This window comes from Microbacter margulisiae (assembly GCF_014192515.1).
GTDB lineage: Bacteria > Bacteroidota > Bacteroidia > Bacteroidales > Paludibacteraceae > Microbacter > Microbacter margulisiae.
On sequence record NZ_JACHYB010000002.1, the window covers coordinates 905,543 to 925,436 of the forward strand.

The 19,894-nt window shown below is 41.7% G+C and carries 10 protein-coding genes; 1 reads left to right on the forward strand and 9 read right to left on the reverse strand.

Annotated features, from left to right (window positions below; translation table 11 throughout):
* Nucleotides 1-6 precede the first annotated feature (6 nt).
* The 9 genes from FHX64_RS12800 to FHX64_RS12840 all read right to left on the reverse strand — a co-directional run bounded on the left by FHX64_RS12800 (nt 7) and on the right by FHX64_RS12840 (nt 17,634).
* A complete protein-coding gene (locus FHX64_RS12800) occupies nt 7-1,569 on the reverse strand; it encodes a carboxylesterase/lipase family protein (RefSeq protein WP_183414221.1) in 1,563 nt (520 codons plus the stop codon).
* A gap of 215 nt (nt 1,570-1,784) precedes the next feature.
* On the reverse strand, nt 1,785-3,299 hold the full coding sequence (locus FHX64_RS12805) for a family 43 glycosylhydrolase (protein ID WP_183414223.1): 1,515 nt from the start codon (nt 3,297-3,299) through the stop codon (nt 1,785-1,787).
* A gap of 54 nt (nt 3,300-3,353) precedes the next feature.
* Nucleotides 3,354-5,393: a beta-galactosidase gene (locus FHX64_RS12810; protein WP_183414225.1), complete on the reverse strand. Its 2,040-nt coding sequence runs from the start codon at nt 5,391-5,393 to the stop codon at nt 3,354-3,356.
* A 519-nt stretch (nt 5,394-5,912) separates the two neighbouring features.
* A complete protein-coding gene (locus FHX64_RS12815; protein ID WP_246392476.1) occupies nt 5,913-8,501 on the reverse strand; it encodes a glycoside hydrolase family 2 protein in 2,589 nt (862 codons plus the stop codon).
* 69 nt (nt 8,502-8,570) lie between these two features.
* Nucleotides 8,571-10,130 (reverse strand): alpha-L-fucosidase, encoded by a 1,560-nt coding sequence (locus tag FHX64_RS12820; RefSeq protein ID WP_246392477.1) that lies wholly within the window; start codon nt 10,128-10,130, stop codon nt 8,571-8,573.
* Between the two features lie 234 nt (nt 10,131-10,364).
* The gene (locus tag FHX64_RS12825) at nt 10,365-11,198 is read right to left on the reverse strand and encodes a hypothetical protein (RefSeq protein ID WP_183414227.1); all 834 of its coding nucleotides are present in this window, start codon (nt 11,196-11,198) and stop codon (nt 10,365-10,367) included.
* 27 nt (nt 11,199-11,225) lie between these two features.
* The gene (locus tag FHX64_RS12830) at nt 11,226-12,854 is read right to left on the reverse strand and encodes a RagB/SusD family nutrient uptake outer membrane protein (RefSeq protein WP_183414229.1); all 1,629 of its coding nucleotides are present in this window, start codon (nt 12,852-12,854) and stop codon (nt 11,226-11,228) included.
* Nucleotides 12,855-12,868: 14 nt separating this feature from the next.
* Entirely contained in the window at nt 12,869-16,267 is a 3,399-nt protein-coding gene (locus tag FHX64_RS12835; protein ID WP_246392479.1) for a SusC/RagA family TonB-linked outer membrane protein, read from the reverse strand.
* 371 nt (nt 16,268-16,638) lie between these two features.
* Nucleotides 16,639-17,634 carry a FecR family protein gene (locus FHX64_RS12840; RefSeq protein WP_183414231.1) on the reverse strand — a complete coding sequence of 332 codons (996 nt, stop codon included), beginning with the start codon at nt 17,632-17,634 and terminating at the stop codon, nt 16,639-16,641.
* A 484-nt stretch (nt 17,635-18,118) separates the two neighbouring features.
* Here FHX64_RS12840 and FHX64_RS12845 point away from each other — a divergent pair, with 484 nt between their 5' ends.
* On the forward strand, nt 18,119-19,840 hold the full coding sequence (locus tag FHX64_RS12845; RefSeq protein ID WP_183414233.1) for a cellulase family glycosylhydrolase: 1,722 nt from the start codon (nt 18,119-18,121) through the stop codon (nt 19,838-19,840).
* Nucleotides 19,841-19,894: the final 54 nt, after the last annotated feature.

The following is a 19,894-nucleotide window of genomic DNA, read 5'->3' on the forward strand; positions in this document are numbered from 1 at the left end:
TCATCATTATTTCGCCCAAGCCTCTCCTTGTGGTGTCATACGCCATTTGAAATAAGCATTAAGTACTTTAAGCGATTTGGCATTAGGCACCGGGCCAATATGCGGTGTCGGGCCAAAATACATCACCTTGGGATTGCTGTTGGTAAAAGCAGGCCATTCAGGTACACCTTTTCCATTCGGATTGCCATACTTCGTAAAATTAATCCAGTATGTGCCCATCGCTTTGGAAATCTCCAAATCGGATTTTGTCGTCTGAGTATTCGACGGGTCTATATGCTGAAACACATAGACAACATCCTGTGCATGCGGCGAGCCATCACCATATTTGGGTGAACCCTTAGGATAATCCGGATGTTGGTCGAAAAAATAGTAATATACTTTTGATTTTCCTGTTTTGGACTGAAGCCGTGCCCATGTCCAGTTATGCCATCCAAAAGCGGCATCGCGTGAAAGGTTGCGGGCAGTTCGGGTAACTGAATGTTCACCACAAGGATACGCCTTTAGCAATGCACAGGCAAATTTTCCATACCGGGCTTTGACCCACTTTATATATTCCCGGGGTGTCCTTCCAGGCATAAAAGACAATCCTTCATCAGAATTATAACCGATAAGCACTGGGACGTCGTTGTAACTCCCGGCTTTGTACATTGCATACTGACAATCAGGGATGACATACCCGTCAACAACAGGCCACGAACATCCAACGTCCCAACCCATAGGCAATTTATCGGCATCCATTTTTCTAAGTTCGGCAATGGAGGTTGCCCCGGCTTGATGAACATACGCCAGGCCTTCATCCTCAGCCTGCTTGAGGGTTTTCATATTTTCACCGGGATAGGTCTTCCCTCGCGTGGGTCCAAATGAGCCACCACTTTGTGAAATAGCACCACGAAAAAGTCCTTTTGCCAAAGGAGAAGCGCACAACATGCTAACTGAAATTCCACCTGCCGACTCTCCGAAGATGGTTACTTTTTTCGGATCGCCACCAAATGCGGCAATATTCTTTTGTACCCATTGCAATCCGGCAATCTGATCGAGCAAACCATAGTTACCCGAAACATGATGAGGGTTCTCTGCACTTAGTTCAGGCTCTGCCAAAAAACCAAGCGGGCCAACCCGGTAAGCAATACTGACAAAGACGACTCCCTTTTGGGCTAGTTTTTCGCCATCGTACCAGGACTCGGCTGTTGATCCGGTGCTAAACCCGCCACCGTAAATCCAGACAAGTACCGGCAAATGTTCATCGTCCGATTTTGCAGGTGTCCATACATTCAGATAAAGGCAGTCTTCGCTTTTTCCTGCCGGTGGGTTGCCGGTCTGCATCGGCGAAGGGGCAAACGTGGTGGCTTGTCGAATGCCATCCCATTTTGCTGCAGGTTGTGGAGGCCGCCATCTTAAGTTGCCCACAGGCGGCGCGGCAAAGGGGATGCCCAAATAAACCGTCAATCCATTTTCGAACTTCCCTTGCAATAACCCATCCTCCACTTTCACAGGAGCTGGTTGTTGGGCATTACTGGGTATAACAATAAGCAACATAAAGGTCGCAACTAAAAAAATAATACGGCTCATCGCTATATTGAATTAGGGATTAATCATGCTATCACATTTAAGATAATCGTTGTACTTCTTCTAAAAAACCTTCTTTACAAAAAACTGAATACTCGTTGGATTTCGAGAGCAACTCATAATATTATCATTCTCCTCCTCGTTTACAACGCAGAAGAAAATACGTTTCAGTATTAAACATCTATTATCCGTCCGTCCATGTTTCTCAAAACCACTATCTATTTTATTGGTTTATACACAAAATTTTCAAACCTAACTATCCCGTCACCCATGGAACAAAGACCAATTCTTACACTTAAAAATCCCCCGAACGCATTATGATTATAGCAAGAAGTGTCAAAAGAATTTTCTATTTTATTCCACCGTTTTCCATCAAGGCTGTAATACATATCTACGATGCTGTTTATAACCTTTAGTCGAAGAAATACGTGATCCTTAATAACTGCTTTTTTGGCAACAAACTGCCAACCGCGAAGATCAGCCAAAATATTTCCTTGTTCTGCTAATATTCCTGATTGTGCCGAACTGTTATAAAAAAGCACCAGTCCACCGGTTGCTTTCCCTTGCAGGAACATTTCTACCTGGGCTATGTATGAATGATTCGACGCGGTGCACAACAACGGATGAGAATTGGCAGCCGAATCACCTTCCCCTTTAATCGCCAGGCAGGAATTGACAAAATGGTATCTGCTGGTGTCGTATTCGTCAAAAAATTGCCATTGCGGATGCAATGCAGGCCCATCAAACGTATCGCTTAAAGTAAACTTTGAAGGCAAAGAAGTTCCTTCGGGCCTTTTGATGGGTTTATCGGTTTCGATGCCTTTGGGAACTTTAAACCAACCGTCTTTTGTCCATTCGATAGGTTCGAGTAAGGTTTGACGTCCCATGTTATAATGACCTTTTTCATATCCGTGAAAAACGATCCACCACTTTCCGGTTGTATCTTCGAAAGGTGTGCCATGTCCTTGCGACCACCATGTCTCTGCAATCGACCTGGTATGAATAATAGGATTGTACGGCGAATTCACCCAAGGGCCAAAAGGGGACTTTGAACGAGCTGAAATGACCATGTGGCTGGTAGGAGGGCCTGCTGTTCCACCTTCAGCTACTGTCAGATAATAATAATCACCCCGCTTCATAAGTTTTGGGCCTTCCAGACAGAAACATTCAATACTCCAATCAGAGGGTATCGGCCAACCTCCATATGCAATTTTTAATGTACCTGTAACCGAAAGCCCATCGTCTGATAAAGGGACATACCCTCCATTACTAAAATACAGGTATCTTTTCCCTTTATAGGCAAAGTGAAAGGGATCGATACAGCCATTACTGATTTTCAAATCAACCGGACTGCTCCAGGGACCATTAACTGAACTGGCGGTAACCACATAAATCGTATTATTTGCAGGAAAATAGATATAGTATTTGTTGTCGTACTTAACTAAATCGGGAGCCCAAACCGAACCCACATATTTGTGCAGAGCATGCGTTACGGGCATCCAGTTAATCAAATCTTTGGAATGCCATATTAATAACCCGGGATAATATTGGAAAGATGAATTGACCATATAGTAATCGTCCCCAACACGTAGTATGCTTGGATCGGGATAATCTCCGGCAAAAATTGGATTTACATAATAGCTCTTGCCTTTGACATTGGGATGGGTCTGATATTGAGCATTGGCAAACAAAGGCAACTGCATCAACAAAACAGCAATTAGAATTTTACTCATCTTCTGTGTTTTAATAATCAGCTTGAAATCAAGATATTTTATAGGATTAACAACTTACTTTAATTCAATAAATTCAGGTTCGTTCGGTGCTATGGTAAAGTTGCCGGAATAATCTTTATCGTAGAGAATACTCTTGGATGCTCCTTTCATAGGAATCTCTTTGGGTGCATCGCTTATATTCAAATACAGGATATGGTTTTTGTCGATCTGTCTTGCCATGACACCGGCAGGAACATCCGGTCCTTTTTGAATGGCAAGTTTATTGATCAAATCATCCAATAATGGACTTAATAAAGCTCCTCTTGCCGGTAAACCGATATAAATGGCCGTTCCTTTACCATACGTATTCGAAGTAATAATCGGGTAATTTTGATCCAGACTGGTTATATATCCGAGTACTTTAGCACCTTTCGGTTGAATTACATCATATTGGGAAGAATGAGTCTCAATATTTTCCCCGTTGTAACTCACGCGTATATGATCTCCTTTATAGGAAAGTCTCGATAATTCATTCATTGCATTAACAAGTTCATAGCTTCCCACCCGGATTCCGAAGACATCATTCAACAAGCCCGGATGAGTACTGGCAAATACCTGATTTGCAGTATCTACCAGAGCTGAATAACTTGTCATCACCACTGTACCTCCATTCGATACAAAGTCACGGATTTTTTTTGCTGTTACCGAATCCATAACGGCCACACCTGGTAAAATTAATAATTTGTATTTTAAATCGCTTCGCCGGATATCAACCATTCTTACATCCATATTTCGGTTAAAAAACTGGTCAAAACAGGTTTGTACCTGATTTTCATGTTGTTCTGAATAAGCATAACTAACAATTTGGCTTGGGAAGGAAAAAGCCAAAGCCACTTCTGCTTTCTCTTTATAAGGAAAATATTTTTCTATCTTCTTAAATTCTGTGGCGATCTTTTTGTATTCGTAATATTTTCTATTTGGAATGCCGTCCCAGTCTGTCATGCCTTCCAGGTATTGTTCTTCACCTCCCCACATACTTTGCCATGTCCATCCGCAAACCATTTGGTTTCCATACATCAATGAAGCATAGGCTGACTTACGGATTGAATTTGGCACAGCATTATGGGACGTAAACTCAGTACACCAAAAAGGATTCGTACTTTCATATTGAATGCGTACGATTCCGAATGCAGCGCCATAAAGGCCGGTATTGTCAATCAGGGAATTCCCCGGATAAAACCCGTCCCCTTCCCGGGTCATTTTACCCGAATAAGCAATGGGGGCATAATCGAAATATCGCAGCGGACTATAATACCAGGCATTAGTAGTCAGCAAAACATTGGGTGCATTAGCATGTACCTTGTTTATGATCTTAAAAAGATATTGGTTGACTTCGTCTGAAATAAAACGTCTGAAATCGAGCATTCTTTCGGGAGGGCCATCTATCTGGCCTGATACGGGAAGTCCAACTTCATCAAAGTTATCTATTCTTCGCGACCAACGCTGGCTTGCCCATGCTTTATTTAAATTATTGACAGTCGTATATTTCTTCTTCAGCCAGATAATAAACCTTTGTCTTGTTGTTTCGGAATAAGAAATAGGGCCATCGCCGGATTCGTTGTCAATCCCGAAAGCCAACAATGCGGGATACTTCGCATAATGCTTTGAAAGAGTATCTGCAAACTCTAACGCATACTTCTGAAACATGGGATCCCCTATGTCATCCATATAACGGTGGTTCGGGTATAGCACTTTGCCTTCCGGGTCTGTTACATTAATGGATGGATATTTAGCATGTAGCCAGATCGGTGCAGGTCGTACTGCTATATCCAGAATTACTTTAATTCCGGCTTTATGCATCATGTCCATAACGCTGTCAAACCAACCGAAATCGTATTTCCCTTCAGAAGGCTCATAGCTATCCCAAGCCAAATGTCCCATACGAACAACATTAAACCCGGCTGCCTTCATTAGTTCAATATCGTGTTTTATTTTTTCAATATTTTTATCATCCTGAGGATGGTAATTCGTTCCAACATATAGTACTTGTGCATGCAATAAACATCCAAAAATAAACAGAAACATGGATGAAAATAGAATCTTGATCTTTGTCATTGTTGTTATCGATTTAGTATATTACATATCAAACAGTTAGAATATGTCGTAACATTAAATAGAAACGTCATTATTCTCTACATAAGAATTTACTGTCTCCCACATTAAACCTAAAATCTTGTTATACAACATTATAACGGCTTAATATGAACATTTTGTTGCCAAACTATTGGTATAATTGCCATCACAAAAATATCTGTAATTTTACAGGATCATGGTATTATTTTGTTGCATACAACTACCATATTTGTTGCATTTTGCTACGGTCATGTATAATTAGGAATAGAATAAAACATATATACAAAACTACAAAACAGAATATTACAACAAATAAAGATCAAATTATATATGATCTATTATCTCTCCATTTTTGCTAGCTTCGACAAAATAAATCAACTCACCAGAAACTCAATGAACATTCAAAATAGCACATAAGCATTCATTGTAAGTCTATTTTAATGATGTTACACCTCATCTACCAATCCATGAAATTTATAACTCAAAGAAAATCCCAGCCTGCTAATTAACAGGAGTGCCATAAACCATAATCTCTTTAATTGAAGCAGGCCTATTGATCGAATCCGTGAAAGTTATCTTCAGAAAACGTACAACGACTTTAGAATCTACATCACAATTGCAATACCTTGCATTTTTGTTCATTACATTTTGAGTAGCTATAGTTGTCCAGTGTTGATTATCTTTGGAAACTTCAATAGTATATGCTTCTGATTCCCCCGGAGGCAGCAACAATTTTATTTCGGAAATCGTATATAGATTTTCAAGGTCTACCTGCCACCATTTTACAGGAGCATTGGCCTCGGACTGCCATATCGTGGTCGTGTCCTTATCATTAGCCTGACTTGCTAACTTCCCTGGCATTTCGCTACTGGCCAGGGTTGGTTTCTGAAAAGCTATATCTACTTTTTGATCTTTATTAGCGGATTCCTTTTTCAGAGTATAACGAACGTAAGGAGGATACACGGTTTTTTGCGTTACTCCTTCGATATAACGAGGAGAACCCTTTGTTTCAATCATAACAGAATCACTTTGTAAACCCGGCGACATTGCCCGGATTATGCTTTGTCCTCCATAATAGGAACGGAACTCAATGGCTGCTTTTCCATCTCTAATATCAATATCCGAATTGTGCTTAAAGGTTATCGAGTTCCCTGTAGGAAATTCTCCTGGACCCGATACAATTTGCAATGTTACATCAGGGGAATTGCTAAGCTGCTTTCCATTTTTATCTAAAACAGAAACAATGAGTTGAACATCATCAGTCCCATTCGTATTGGAAATGGTAGTTTTGTCTGCCGTCAGTTTCAATTTGGCAGGAATACCTTGTATGGCTGGAGGAGGCGGGGGGATATGTCTGTATTTATTGCGGTACCAATACCATATGTTTTTAGGTAGGCGAAAATAGTCAATCATGCCCATCATACCGAAATCCCCGGCCCGGGTACCATAATCAAAGCCACACCATATGGCCTGCCCGCTTCGCCATGAAAATTTTTTCTGCTGCAGATCTCCCCAACCTGGGGCATATTGTCCGGGTCGTTTTGCAATAGTTGAACCATATTCAGTAACAACATTGGGAATCCCGGGATTAATAAATAATCTGGCACCGTCTCCATTATATCCGGCAACATCACCTATCTTGTCTATGTTTCCCCTTTGGCAACCTCCTATTGCTGCGGGACGTGTCGGATCCAGCTTATGCGATAATTGAACCAGTTCTTTTAAAAATTGTCTTACGCGAGGCATGGTACTTGCATCGGTAAAAAAGGGTTCATTACACATGCTCCATACAATTATAGACGGATGATTGCGGTGAATGCGAATCATATCCCGAAGATCGTTCTTCACACTTTCTTCAAAATAAGGCTGATCTTGCGCATTCATTGGATAAGCTCCGGCTCCATCATACCAATTTCCGGTCTCTTGTTGCGTACCTCCGGATCCCCAAAAATCATTCTCTTCCCAAAGCAAAATCCCCAGTGTATCACAGTCATCTGAAAATGAAGGCGAGTGCGCATAGTGGGAACCTCGTATAAAATCCATACCGCAATCTTTGATCATACGAACATCACGAAGTATCCCTGCGTCGGTAACCGCACTGGCCCACCCAGCATGATCCTGGTGAACATCGGCTCCTCTAAAATAATAATGTTTACCATTCAGAAAAAAGCCTTTATCTGCTGTCCATTTTATCCATCTGAATCCAAAAGGCGTTATGTATTTATCGATCGTATCTTTTCCTTCCAGAATAATACTTACTGCCTTATACATAAAAGGGTGTTGCGGACTCCAAAGTTTAGGCGCTTTTATCGAAGTTGTGGTTTGGTCAAACGCAATAGTCGAATCATCCGGGATTATCACACTCGAAGAAACAGTGGATACAATTTTTCCGCAAGGATTTACAATGTCTGTTGTTAATGTATAATATCCTGTTTTATTGCTGTCATTCCTTATTTCTGTTTTAATATTAACAATGCCAGATTTCCTGGAAAGATTAGGTGTTGTCACAAAGGTACCATACCAGGTAACATGTACCTGATTCGTAACAACAAGATAAACATCACGATAAATTCCTCCTGTAAAATTAAAGTCACCATTACGGGGTGCCAGCCGTGGACTCCAGTCATTATTCAACCGGACTGCCAACACATTTCTCCCGGTCTGCACCCAATCCGTAATATCCAGAGAAAAACCCGTGTAACCTCCTTTGTGTATGCCAACCAGATGGCCATTGACATATATTTGTGCTACACGAAAAGCGCCTTCAAATTCTACAAATATCCGTTTGGATTTCCATTGAGCAGGAACATTAAAATATTTACGATACCAACCATATCCAGTATACCAATGCGGTGACCGAAAATAGGGGATACTAAAATTATGTGGTAAATTTATAGTACTCCACGCCTTATCATCATATGATGTCGCTTCTGCTCCGGGATGATCACCTAATTTAAACTTCCACTCGCGGTTGATATTAATCCTTTCCCGCGGTTCTGTGAACGCTTGGTCATTCTGACTATAGAGAAACACAGAACTATGAATAAAAAGCAATAATAACAATGCTCTCATTCTGATTATGACATTCATATTTTTCAAACTTAATTATATATTTTCTCCCTCCTTGTTCATACTGTTAATCAAGGATGATCAAAAGAATTATTTGTTTCTGAACGTGATTCTAAATCCAAGTACTTTCCATGCAGGGAGTACTGCCGGTTTGTCGATCACTAAGGCATCGTCTTGCTGATGCCATCTCACATGTTCCTTACTGCCTAGCATTGTGATGGAAGCAATGGCCTTCTTTTCGTATGGATTGTTTTTACGCAATGACACAATACGGATAGCCCCCGTTGGCTGGCCAAGACAAAAGGCATAGAGAGTCTTCCCCTTTGTGGTAAAGCGTATGTCCTGTGCGCTGTATTGCAGCTTGCTTTCGTTAAACATCCCACTTTTCACTTCTTTGGCGTTGGCCGGGTTTTCCCCATATATTTTCCAGGGGCGTGATCCATAGATACCTTCTCCGTTGGCCGCCGTCCATTGGGCAATGCCATGCAAAATGTGCAGCATATCCGGTTCCAGGTTCCCTTCGGGTGTCTGGACAACATTTATCAACAGGTTCCCGTTTTTACTGACGATATCCACCAGCATCTGGATAATCTCTGTTGCGCTTTTATATTGTTGGCCGGTCCGGTAAAACCAATCCCCTATGGAGGTGTCCGTTTGCCACGGATATTGGCTGATGGTGTCCATCACCCCGCGTTCCATGTCCTGGACAAAGCGCCCCTGCGAGGGTTCCTTGCAGGTATACACGGCTTCCAGTTGCCCATCGTGTTGTGCCATATTGTCATTATAAAAATGGGCAATGAGGCTTCGCCCGATATTCCCAAAAGGAAGGGCGCTGTCAGAGTACAGGAGATCGGGGTGGTATTTATCGATCAACTCCCGTATGCTATAATACCATTCATGCTGCCATTCCGGATTATTCGTCAGCCACCCGTTATCTCCCGGGGCTGCCTTGCGATGGTATAAATCAAAATATTTCGGGTTATTCGCATCATAGGGTACGCCTTTCATCGGGCCTGTGGTATCCATGCTGTGGGCTTTCTGGAACCAGGTGTAACTTGCCCCCAGGTGTTCCGATACACCGAAATGGAGGCCTTCTTTCCTGGCTTCTTTTTCCCAGATGCCTACTACGTCTTTGTGTGGCCCGTAGTTGACTGCGTTCCACTTGTGGAGTTTGGAGTTCCACAGAAAGAAATCGTCATGGTGGACTCCCATGCTGACAAAGTATTTGGCGCCTACCTTCTTGTAAAGGGCCATCAGTTTGGCCGGATCCCATTTCTGTGCTTTCCACAGGGGGATGATATCTTTGTAGCCAAACTTCGAGGGATGGCCGTATCTTTTTAGGTGATCCTTGTAATCAGATGTTTCCCAACTTTGCCCGTGTTGAATGTACATATCCCGGGCATACCAGTCGCCATGTCTTGGTACGGATTGTGGCCCCCAATGTGCCCAAATCCCAAACTTGGCGTCACGGAACCATTTCGGATAGTGATACTGCTTGAGTGACTGGTCGGTGGGCTTGAATTTCCCCTGAGGGTACGGTATGCTATCAAATCCCGGCGGATAATAATCCATTTGTGCCCTCATCTGCGACGAACATAACAGTAGAACACTACATATAATGCTGATGCGAAAAATTTCATTGATCTTCATGTGGCTTGTTTTAATGGTGGCGTTTGGATAATGTTTGTCATTTGATATCCGATTCATAATAATCTTTAGTGTAGATAATTTTAATACTTCACAACAGTGACATCAAAGGATGCCACATGGTCTTCATCCTGAAATTAAGAAAATATAGAGGCTGATTGACATAAAACCAAATTCAAACCCAATTTCATGTTCAACCAGCCTCTAACCTATTATCAACTAATACCAACCAAGCAATTAATGAGAATTATAATAATCTTGAGAAACATAGTTGTAAAAGACCCAATTACTATTGTCAGTTGTAGCCATAATCTGCAATCCATTGGCAGTCAGGGATACAATCTTCAATTTTGCAAACCAATTTTGACCAGTGCCTTGTGATGTAGAATGTATAAGTTGTGCACCAGAAGTCTGCAACAAATTTTGATCCGGCCACAACATAAAATGACCACTTGCAGCTCCTAAAGAAGGTATCATTTTATTATCCGAGCTAAAATTTGCATTACCAATCAAATTAAAAGTCATGGTTCCATAATCTCCTAACGGCATAACCCAACTATACCATGCGGCATCCCATTCCCATGTCGTACCATCAGCGTTTAAACCAGCGAAATATATCGGTCCGCTAAATAATTTACTTGAACCATCAGCAGGATTTAGATCTAACACCCAGGTTTTCGATTTTCCATACCCTCCGGCAAGATCAACCCACATTTGACCGCTTACAGCTGCCGGATCAATTGTAGTGATATTCACCACATAAGGATCCGCTTGAGTAAGGCCTCCCGCGCCTTCAACACTATAATAAATAGTATCTGTCCCGGGAAAAGGAATATCAATCGTATCCACTACCCTGGTTGAATTTCCCATGGGGGTAACCCAATACGGAGTGACGTTAGGCGTTTCACTTGTCAAAATAACCTTATTAGGATTTGAGGGATCCTGAGTCACACTAAATTTTAGGGCACTTTTATCCAATAATGCAGCCATATGTGGGTTATCAGGCGTACATGCCGTAAAGAGCAGACTCAATCCCAATAGCGAAAAGAATATTTTAAATCTGTTTTTCATATCAGTATTGTGTTAATTAGTGAGTAATTACCAGCCAGCATTTTGTTTCAGAACGCCTCCGGACAATGTGATTTGATTTTCAGGAATCTGTTGAAATCCGCGGGTAGCCTCAATATTCGCTACGGTAATGGCTGGAGATGAAGTGCCGTCACTAAGATAAGAGGCAGTAGTATTTGCCACGATGGTAGTTGCTGCCGTTTGAATTCCCTGCCGTAACAAATCCCAATAGCGGATGCCTTCACCTGCAAATTCCAATCGACGCTCATTCATGATGTCTGCCAACGTAATGGAAGTTGCAGCCGTTAATCCTGCACGGGTATGTACCCGATTGAAATCTATTAACGCTTGCCCTGAATTTGTCCCTAATTCTAATTCTGCCGCCATTAACAATACATCGGCATAACGCATATCAAAATAATCCTGTGGTTGTGCCACTAAATAATTGGTATTCGGGAGAGCATTATTTAAAGAATCGCACATCGGGCTATATTTCTTCAGGTAATAGCCGGTATATTCGCGGTTATTGTCACCGGTAAATGCTTTCCCTGTAATAGTAGTATATTTAGTATCCAACCCCTCGTCCGTAATGGAAGTAATGGAAGCAAAGCGCCGGCTGTCTGATGCGCTAAAAGCATTCCATAGTTTCGGATCTACAGTAGCAGCACCCCATCCGTAAGCATAGGGATAAATGCTGGTACCGCCGCCAGCGCCAATACGCATACCGGTCATAATAGCAAAGGGATTTCCGGTAATATTTCCACTATAATTCCCATTCCCGGTATATTTAATCGAGAAAATAACCTCCTTGTTATCCTCGCCGGCATAGGTCACTCCTTTGGCAGCCGAAGCAGCGGGCCATAACGTGGTATAATCGGTTACAAGCCCATAACCACTGTTATCCCTCACATCATCGATTGCTGCCAAAGCATCGGCTTTGGTAAATCCTGCACAATCGGCCTTCCCATAATAACCTGTATAAAACAGAAAGACACGTGCCAGCATAGCTTCAGCAGCCCATTTTGTCGCCCTTCCGTTCACCACATTGGGATAAGGCGTTGACGGTAGATTTGCTGCAGCATATTTAAGATCACTGATGATTTGGGCATAGGTACTGTCAGGACTGGCTTGCGGCACATTCGCCATAGTAGGAACCGTAATTAAAGGTACTTTCTCAAATAAGCGTACTAAATCATAATACAAATAGGCTCGCAGAAATTTTGCCTCACCTTCATCTGTTTTTGCTGATGCCGTATCCTTCCCCCAATTTACCTGCCCTATTTTTCCAATTAGGGTATTGCAACGGTAAATGGCTTGATAATAAGCTTCCCAATCACCCTCAAATAGGGAAACATCAGATGGAGAAACAGATTTATTAAACTCATCCATCATTTCATACCCATAACCATCCGAACTTCCGGTTCCTCCGAAACAGTTATCCGACTCCACTTCGGCCATCAATGGCACTGCAACTCCGCTGTTCCATATCAGATCCAGTCCATTATAACAGCCAACCAACGCAGTAGCGGCATCCGAAGGTGTCTGGTAATAGCTGTCACTGGTTTTTGAGCTTGTGAGTTGCGTGGTCAGAAAGTTCGTACAAGAACCCAAAGAGAGGATCGCAACAACAGCGATTGTAAAAATCTTATATGTTTTCATATTCGTATTTCATTTTAGAATTTAACACTAAGGCCAACCAAATAGGTTCTGGGACGAGGATACATGCCAACATCCACACCCTGACCAAAATTATAGTTTGAGCCGGCGCCCTGGGTACTGAATCCCACTTCAGGATCCATTCCGTTATATTTGGTGAAGGTAAAGAGGTTCTCTACGGAGCCATACAAACGGCATTGATGGATGTATTTGCAATTGATCAGTTTCGCAAAATCATAACCCAACGTAACGTTATTAATTCTCAGATATGCCCCATTTTGTAGATATAAATCTGAAAAATTGACCCAGTTGCTATTATTTAAAGTGACACGAGGCATCGTATTGGATGTGCCTGCTCCATGCCACCGGTTCAACATAGCCGTTGTCCAGTTACTATACTGGCTGGCTTCTTCCCGATAGGATTGTGCGATTTTATTTCCGGCGACTCCGCTTGCATCGACCGAGAAATCAAAGTTTTTAAATGTACAGGAAAGCGTAGCTCCAAACATGTGATGAGGATTCGGATCACCGATATCAGTTTTGTCGTTGGCATCGATAACCCCATCGCCATTAACATCTACATATTTCACATCACCCGGTTGGGCATTGGGTTGTAACACTTTTCCGCTTTTACTTCTCCAGGCCAACACATCAGCTTCGGATTGGAAAATACCGGCTGTCTTGTATCCCCAGAAAAATCCAATAGGATTTCCGGCTTGTGCACGATAGAATTCACCGGAATTGGCAAATAAAATGTTAGTGCCTCCATGGATAATCCTGTCCACCGTAGGTATGTTGGTCACATTATTTCTATTGTAACTGTAGGTGCCGGTAACTGTATAGTGGAAATCCCTTCCGATATGATTGTTGTAAGACAATTGAACTTCAACTCCTTTGTTTGTTACATCGCCGCCATTAATATACGGAGGGGTAGAAACTCCTGCTGTAGCCAGTAACGGAGCCTGTACCAGCCAATCTTTCGTAGTTTTGTTATACCAGTCAAAATTCACATTCAAATTTTCCAACAACCGGGCATCAAAACCGAAGTCAAGCTGATGGGAAGATTCCCATTTCAAATTCTTTGTCCCGATCGTGTTTGGATAAGAACCCGGGACATCAGTACCGCCTAAATTATAGGTTGCATTCGATAATGCAATTAAAGATTCATAGGCAAAAGTGGTGGAAATGTTATCGTTCCCGTTGATCCCCCAGCTACCCCGTAACTTCAGGAAATCCAGCCAATTTTTCGTTGGGGCCATAAATTTTTCGTTGGTTATGACCCATCCTGCAGAAAACGAAGGGAATTCTCCCCATTGGTACCCTGGTGCAAACATGGTCGATCCGTCAGCACGAAGAACGACCGTAGCCAGGTAAGTTTCGTTATAATCATAATTAATACGGCCAAAGAACGAAGAGTGTGCCACAACCGGGTTTGCATTACCTGTTAAGGAAATCGTGTTAGTGACTACCTTCGTATCTGTTGAACTTGTCGAAGCAGCAATAGAAGTGATAGCCGAATTGCTTAAATAAGCGTATTGCAAATTTCCAAACAAGGTGCTCCCTTGATTTGAACCATATAACCAAGATCCGGTATACTGGCGAATCGAGTTACCAAGCAATACATCAAAATGATTTTTATTGACTTTGAAGATATAATTAGCCGTATTATCCCAATTCCAGGTATACCCTACAGAAGAAGATTGTGAAATGGATTCAGTCGTATTGATGGCAGTGGCTGAAAGGTCGTATGTCGGAGAATACCCATGGTAAGCGCTGCCATCGTATTCCAATCCAAACGTCGACTTAACAGTTAAGCCTTTAACCGGTTGAATGGAGAGGTAAACGTCTCCTAACAACTTATCGTAATTCGTCCTGCTTTGGTTGGTATACAACATCATTGCATAGGGATTGGCTTCTCCGGTATCCCATGGTCCTCCGTTGTAAAATGTTGATTTCGTACTATTCAAAAAATTTCCATTGGCATCATACATGGCCAAAAAAGGGCTGGTATTAAAGACTCCCCGTAGAGAGCTATTGTATATCCCCTGATCCTGAATCCCTCTTTGGTTGATGTGCGAATAGGTGAAATGTTCTCCCAGTTTCATGAAATTACCATATAATTTATCTTCGGTATTTACCCGAAAATTATACCGCTGATAATCCGATAAACTAGCGCCTCCGATGATACCTCCCTGATCGGTATAGGAAAATGCCAAAGAATACATCGAAGCTGCATTTCCACCCGTTGCAGCAATGTTATAATTCTGCGTGGGAACATTCTTGGATAATACTTCATCCAGCCAGTTTGTACCAGGCCCCATAGCATTGATTTGAGCCTGCGTAAAAAATGGAGTTACTCCTGAGTTAATGGCAGCTTCATTTTGCAGGGTTGCATATTCCGGAGCATTCAACAGGCTTAATTTTCGGGCAACATTCTGCAATCCATAATAGGTATCAAAAGAAATTTGTGCTTTTGGAGCTCCATTGACGCCAAAGCTCCCACCGCGCGTAGTAATTAAAACAACTCCGTTTGCACCATTGATCCCGTAGATAGCTGCCGATGCGGCATCTTTTAAAACATCAACCGAAGCAATGTCTGCATTGTCCAAATAACTGATGTCATTCGTGATCACTCCATCTACAACATAGGTAGGGTTCGAGTTTCCGATCGTACCAACACCCCGGATATTGACTTTAATGCCACCGCCAGGTTGTCCTGAAGTGGTTGTAATATTAACACCGGCAGTTTGACCCTGTAAAGCCTGCAGCGCATTGGTCGTACTTAACTTTTGTAAATCTTGCCCGCTGACATTAACGGTAGCTCCGGTGATCAGTTTTTTCTGTTGAACTCCATATCCCACAACAACGACTTCATTTAATTGCCTGTTGTTTTCGGATAGTGTTATTGTCTGATGAGCAGAATTCGCTACGATATCCTTGCTATTATATCCAATATAGGATACCACTAAATTGGTATTCAGCGGAATATCCGATATTGAAAAATTACCATGCACATCGGTAATCGTGCCTTTCGACGTTCCTTTTACTATCACGGAAGCTCCGATTAAGGGTTCATTTTGAGAATCAACGACCTTACCCGTAAAAGTAATTGACGATGTTGCAGGTTTATTTTTCAGAATAATCTGTTTCCCGACGATCTCGTAACGAATGGAGGTATGTTCAAATACTTTCTGTAAAACAACCGGTAAACTTGCTTGCCTAGCTTCAACCGTTACCGGTTGATCTGTATTAATGGAATTGTCATACATAAAAGTATAGTCGCACTGTTTTTCAATGGCAGAGAGACATGCTTTTAATGGCACATTCTTGAGCGATAGGTCAATGGTGGGCGTTTGTGCATAAAGCATCCCCACTATTGACATAAATGCCACAATTAGGATAAATTGTTTCTTCATGTGATTAAAATTTTATTTATAGAAAATCATTTTGCCGACCTTCTCAGGTTAATAAAGTAATGATTGGTCGGCTCAATCTTTACTAGTCAAAGTAGCTATAATGAAGGAATATATCCTTCTACAACATCAAAATCCAATAGATTGATAGCACATAAATTATTGGCGTTCTATTGTTATACATAAATCTTGAATATTAACAACAGAACAACAATCTTTACAATATGATCAATTTATTATTTGTATATTTGCCGACATAAAACAATAAGCACTCTTTTCCTATCTCAAAAGGAAAAACATCAGAATGTGTATCGCTTGTTGATGACATCAGGGAGCATGGAGAATGGCCGTTCTTCATGCTCTGTTGTTTTTTGTCACGGCCTGAATTTTACATGCACCTCCTCTCCGTTTATCGTATAAGTAATAGGCGATATTTTATTGATTAATGCTAACGTTTCCGTCAATGATTCTGTTTTTAGAGTCAACCAGTAACGCATTTGTGGAGATGCATCGGCTACTTCAATATTTACGCCATACCACCGGCTAAGCTGATTAAACATTTCATCGGGAGTAGTGCCGTTAAACCGTATCTGATTTCTGATCCATATGCTTTGATCAACTGCATTACAATTGGTTAATTTACTGAATAGGTTAGCTTTATTAATGGATACCATTTGATTAGGATGCAACAAAGCAATCTGGCTTTGGTCAATTGCCGATACCACTCTTGCTTCTCCCCTTACCAATGACACATTAATGATGGAATCATTGGGATAGGCTTCCACATCAAAAGCGGTTCCTATATCTTTTACATTTACAAATCCTGTTTCAACAACAAATGGACATTTTGGATTATGAACCACATCAAAATAGGCTTCTCCAACAAGCTTGATGATACGCATCTTTTTATTATAATCGCTAGCGTACACAATTTTAGACCCTGAATTCAACCATACTTTCGTTCCATCAGGTAGCGTCATATGCGATTTCTGTCCGGGAGGAGTTTCAACATTAGCGTAGGTAACCGTCGCAGGCATGTGAAAGAAAAGAAGAAACGATATAAACAATCCTGCAACCAACGCTATCGAAGCCGCAACAACTGCAACCTGAGCTAATGTTTGTTTCGGATAGGAAGGGAAAATCTCATTCTCAGCATCAATATGGGATTGAACCATACTCCAAACCCTGGCTTTGGCAGGTATTACATCCTTATCTTTGTTCCCATGATCGTGATTCCATGTATGCAATAACTCCTGAAAAATAGTCTCATTGTTGGAAGATGCCTGTCTCCAGGCAACCAATGATTGTATTTCTTCAGCAGTACATTCTTCATCGAAGAATTTAATTATGAGAGCATAAGGCGTTTCCATTTCCCGGCGTTAATCTGTTTCCAATCACAAAAAGACAAGTTTTACAATAAGTCTTTATAGATAGACACCCAAGATGCATTACACCCCTAAACAAAAGAAGAAAAAAAACACATATGGAGTATGTGCCGGATCTTAGAGTCTATTACACATCACAACAATATTTCTGTAATAGAAAGGAGATAATTTCCTGATATTCAAACTTGCATGTTTGACTTCCCCATTCTGCATGTATTCATAAACCAGGACATGCTTGATTTATTTGCTTTTTACCCTCTTCTTTTAAGGGTTTATCGGCAGTAAAGTGTCTAACATAATAGCCGGAGAAATGAACATCATGCTTCGGAAGCCTAAATATTGCTATTAAAGGCATCTCTGCATCAGACAAGAAATATGTTATTCAAAAAGATACTAACAGCACATTTTGAATAAGGCCGCTAATGCTTATTTATTGCAATTCATTAATCATCAATAAAATCAAGTGCGCATGAAATTCACAAAACAACTAACACTTGCCTCTGTTTTGGCATTAGGATTGACCTCGCTTACGGGATGTCAAAAAAACAATCAAAACATTCTACTGGTTAATCATGATCAACTTACCATGCCACAAGACGGTGGCAGTGAAACTATCGCCCTCCAGACTGATGCAGGTTCCTGGAATATTGTCAATCCGGGCTCAAGCTGGTTGACTTTGTCGAGCAGCAGCGGAACTGATAAAAATCCGACCATTACCATGACGGTGAACACCAAAACCACTACGACACGTGCCGATACGCTTATTATTTCAGCCGGTAGCGCTACTCCGGTAAAAGTAATTGTTACACAATTATCGTCTGCTTATCTATATAACCTGACGGCTGATAAAACATCGTTAGCCTTCACTCAGACAGGCAATACTGATACAATAAGTATTGCTTCAGAAGCATCGCAATGGAATATCAGTTCAAAAGCCACCTGGCTGCAATTTAGTCAATCGACAGGCAGCAAAGGAAATACCACAATAGAAGTGACAGCCTCACAATATACCGGCACCGGGTCGAGGACGGATACCATAACAATAAGCGCACAGGATGCACCGACCATAAAAATACCTGTAACGCAAAATGGACCTTTATATCCTGATTATAATACCTCACCATTACCACCTGATGCAACCGGAATGAGTCTTGATGCCCAACAACTGGCTGCAAAAATGACACTTGGCCTGAATATCTGGAATACCCTTGAGGCTATAGGTGGAGAAACCGCATGGGGGAATCCCCAAGTTACCCAAGCGTTTATTGATGCGGTTAAGAACAGTGGTTTTAATGCGATCAGGATACCCTGTTCATGGGATCAGTACGCCAATCAAACAACAGCCAAAATACAGGATGCATGGCTTCAACGGGTAAAACAGGTGGTACAATACTGCATCAACGATAATATGTACGCCATCCTGAACATTCACTGGGACGGAGGATGGCTTGAAGATCACTGTGATCCTGCTGACCAGGCAGCCGTTAATGCAAAACAAAAGGCCTTCTGGCAGCAGATTGCTACTACCATGCGCGATTTTGACGAACACCTCATCTTTGCCAGCGCAAATGAACCCAGTGTTAGCAATGCCACACAAATGAAAGTGTTGTTATCGTACCATCAAACCTTTATCAATGCAGTTCGTTCTACAGGAGGGAAGAACAGTTATCGTGTTTTGATTGTCCAGGGTCCATCAACCAGTTTTGAATTAACGCCCCAATTAATGACCCAAATGCCGACAGATGTGGTTCCAAATCGTTTGATGGTGGAAGTACATGAATATGAGCCTTCTCAATTTACTATTCTGACACAGGACGCCAGCTGGGGAAAAGTATTTTATTATTGGGGCAAAAATTATCATTCCACCACAGATCCGTCACACAATGCCACCTGGGGCGAAGAGTCCTACATAGATTCCACTTTCCAATTGATGAAAAAAGCATTTGTAGATAAAGGCATTCCTGTTGTAATAGGTGAGTTTGGCGCAACAGATCATTCAAATGTGGCAAGTGATCCTACCATGGCCAGGAATTCCTTTGTTCATTATTTAGGGTTTATCGCTCATGAAGCTCATACGTATGGAATGATACCGCTATTATGGTCCGGGGTCTTCAACAGGCAGACAAATACGGTTAATGATCAGCAGGCTTTGGATTCCTTACTCGTGGGAGTCGGTAAATCAATTCCATAAGGTTAATAACTTGATCAATATACACACACCAAACTACCTATATACAATATGAAA

Bases quoted from the DNA above. Each gene is read 5' to 3' on its own strand.
- FHX64_RS12800 (WP_183414221.1), bottom strand. From the start codon at position 1,569: ATGAGCCGTATTATTTTTTTAGTTGCGACCTTTATGTTGCTTATTGTT.
- FHX64_RS12805 (WP_183414223.1), bottom strand. From the start codon at position 3,299: ATGAGTAAAATTCTAATTGCTGTTTTGTTGATGCAGTTGCCTTTGTTT.
- FHX64_RS12810 (WP_183414225.1), bottom strand. From the start codon at position 5,393: ATGACAAAGATCAAGATTCTATTTTCATCCATGTTTCTGTTTATTTTT.
- FHX64_RS12815 (WP_246392476.1), bottom strand. From the start codon at position 8,501: ATGAATGTCATAATCAGAATGAGAGCATTGTTATTATTGCTTTTTATT.
- FHX64_RS12820 (WP_246392477.1), bottom strand. From the start codon at position 10,130: ATGAAGATCAATGAAATTTTTCGCATCAGCATTATATGTAGTGTTCTA.
- FHX64_RS12825 (WP_183414227.1), bottom strand. From the start codon at position 11,198: ATGAAAAACAGATTTAAAATATTCTTTTCGCTATTGGGATTGAGTCTG.
- FHX64_RS12830 (WP_183414229.1), bottom strand. From the start codon at position 12,854: ATGAAAACATATAAGATTTTTACAATCGCTGTTGTTGCGATCCTCTCT.
- FHX64_RS12835 (WP_246392479.1), bottom strand. From the start codon at position 16,267: ATGAAGAAACAATTTATCCTAATTGTGGCATTTATGTCAATAGTGGGG.
- FHX64_RS12840 (WP_183414231.1), bottom strand. From the start codon at position 17,634: ATGGAAACGCCTTATGCTCTCATAATTAAATTCTTCGATGAAGAATGT.
- FHX64_RS12845 (WP_183414233.1), top strand. From the start codon at position 18,119: ATGAAATTCACAAAACAACTAACACTTGCCTCTGTTTTGGCATTAGGA.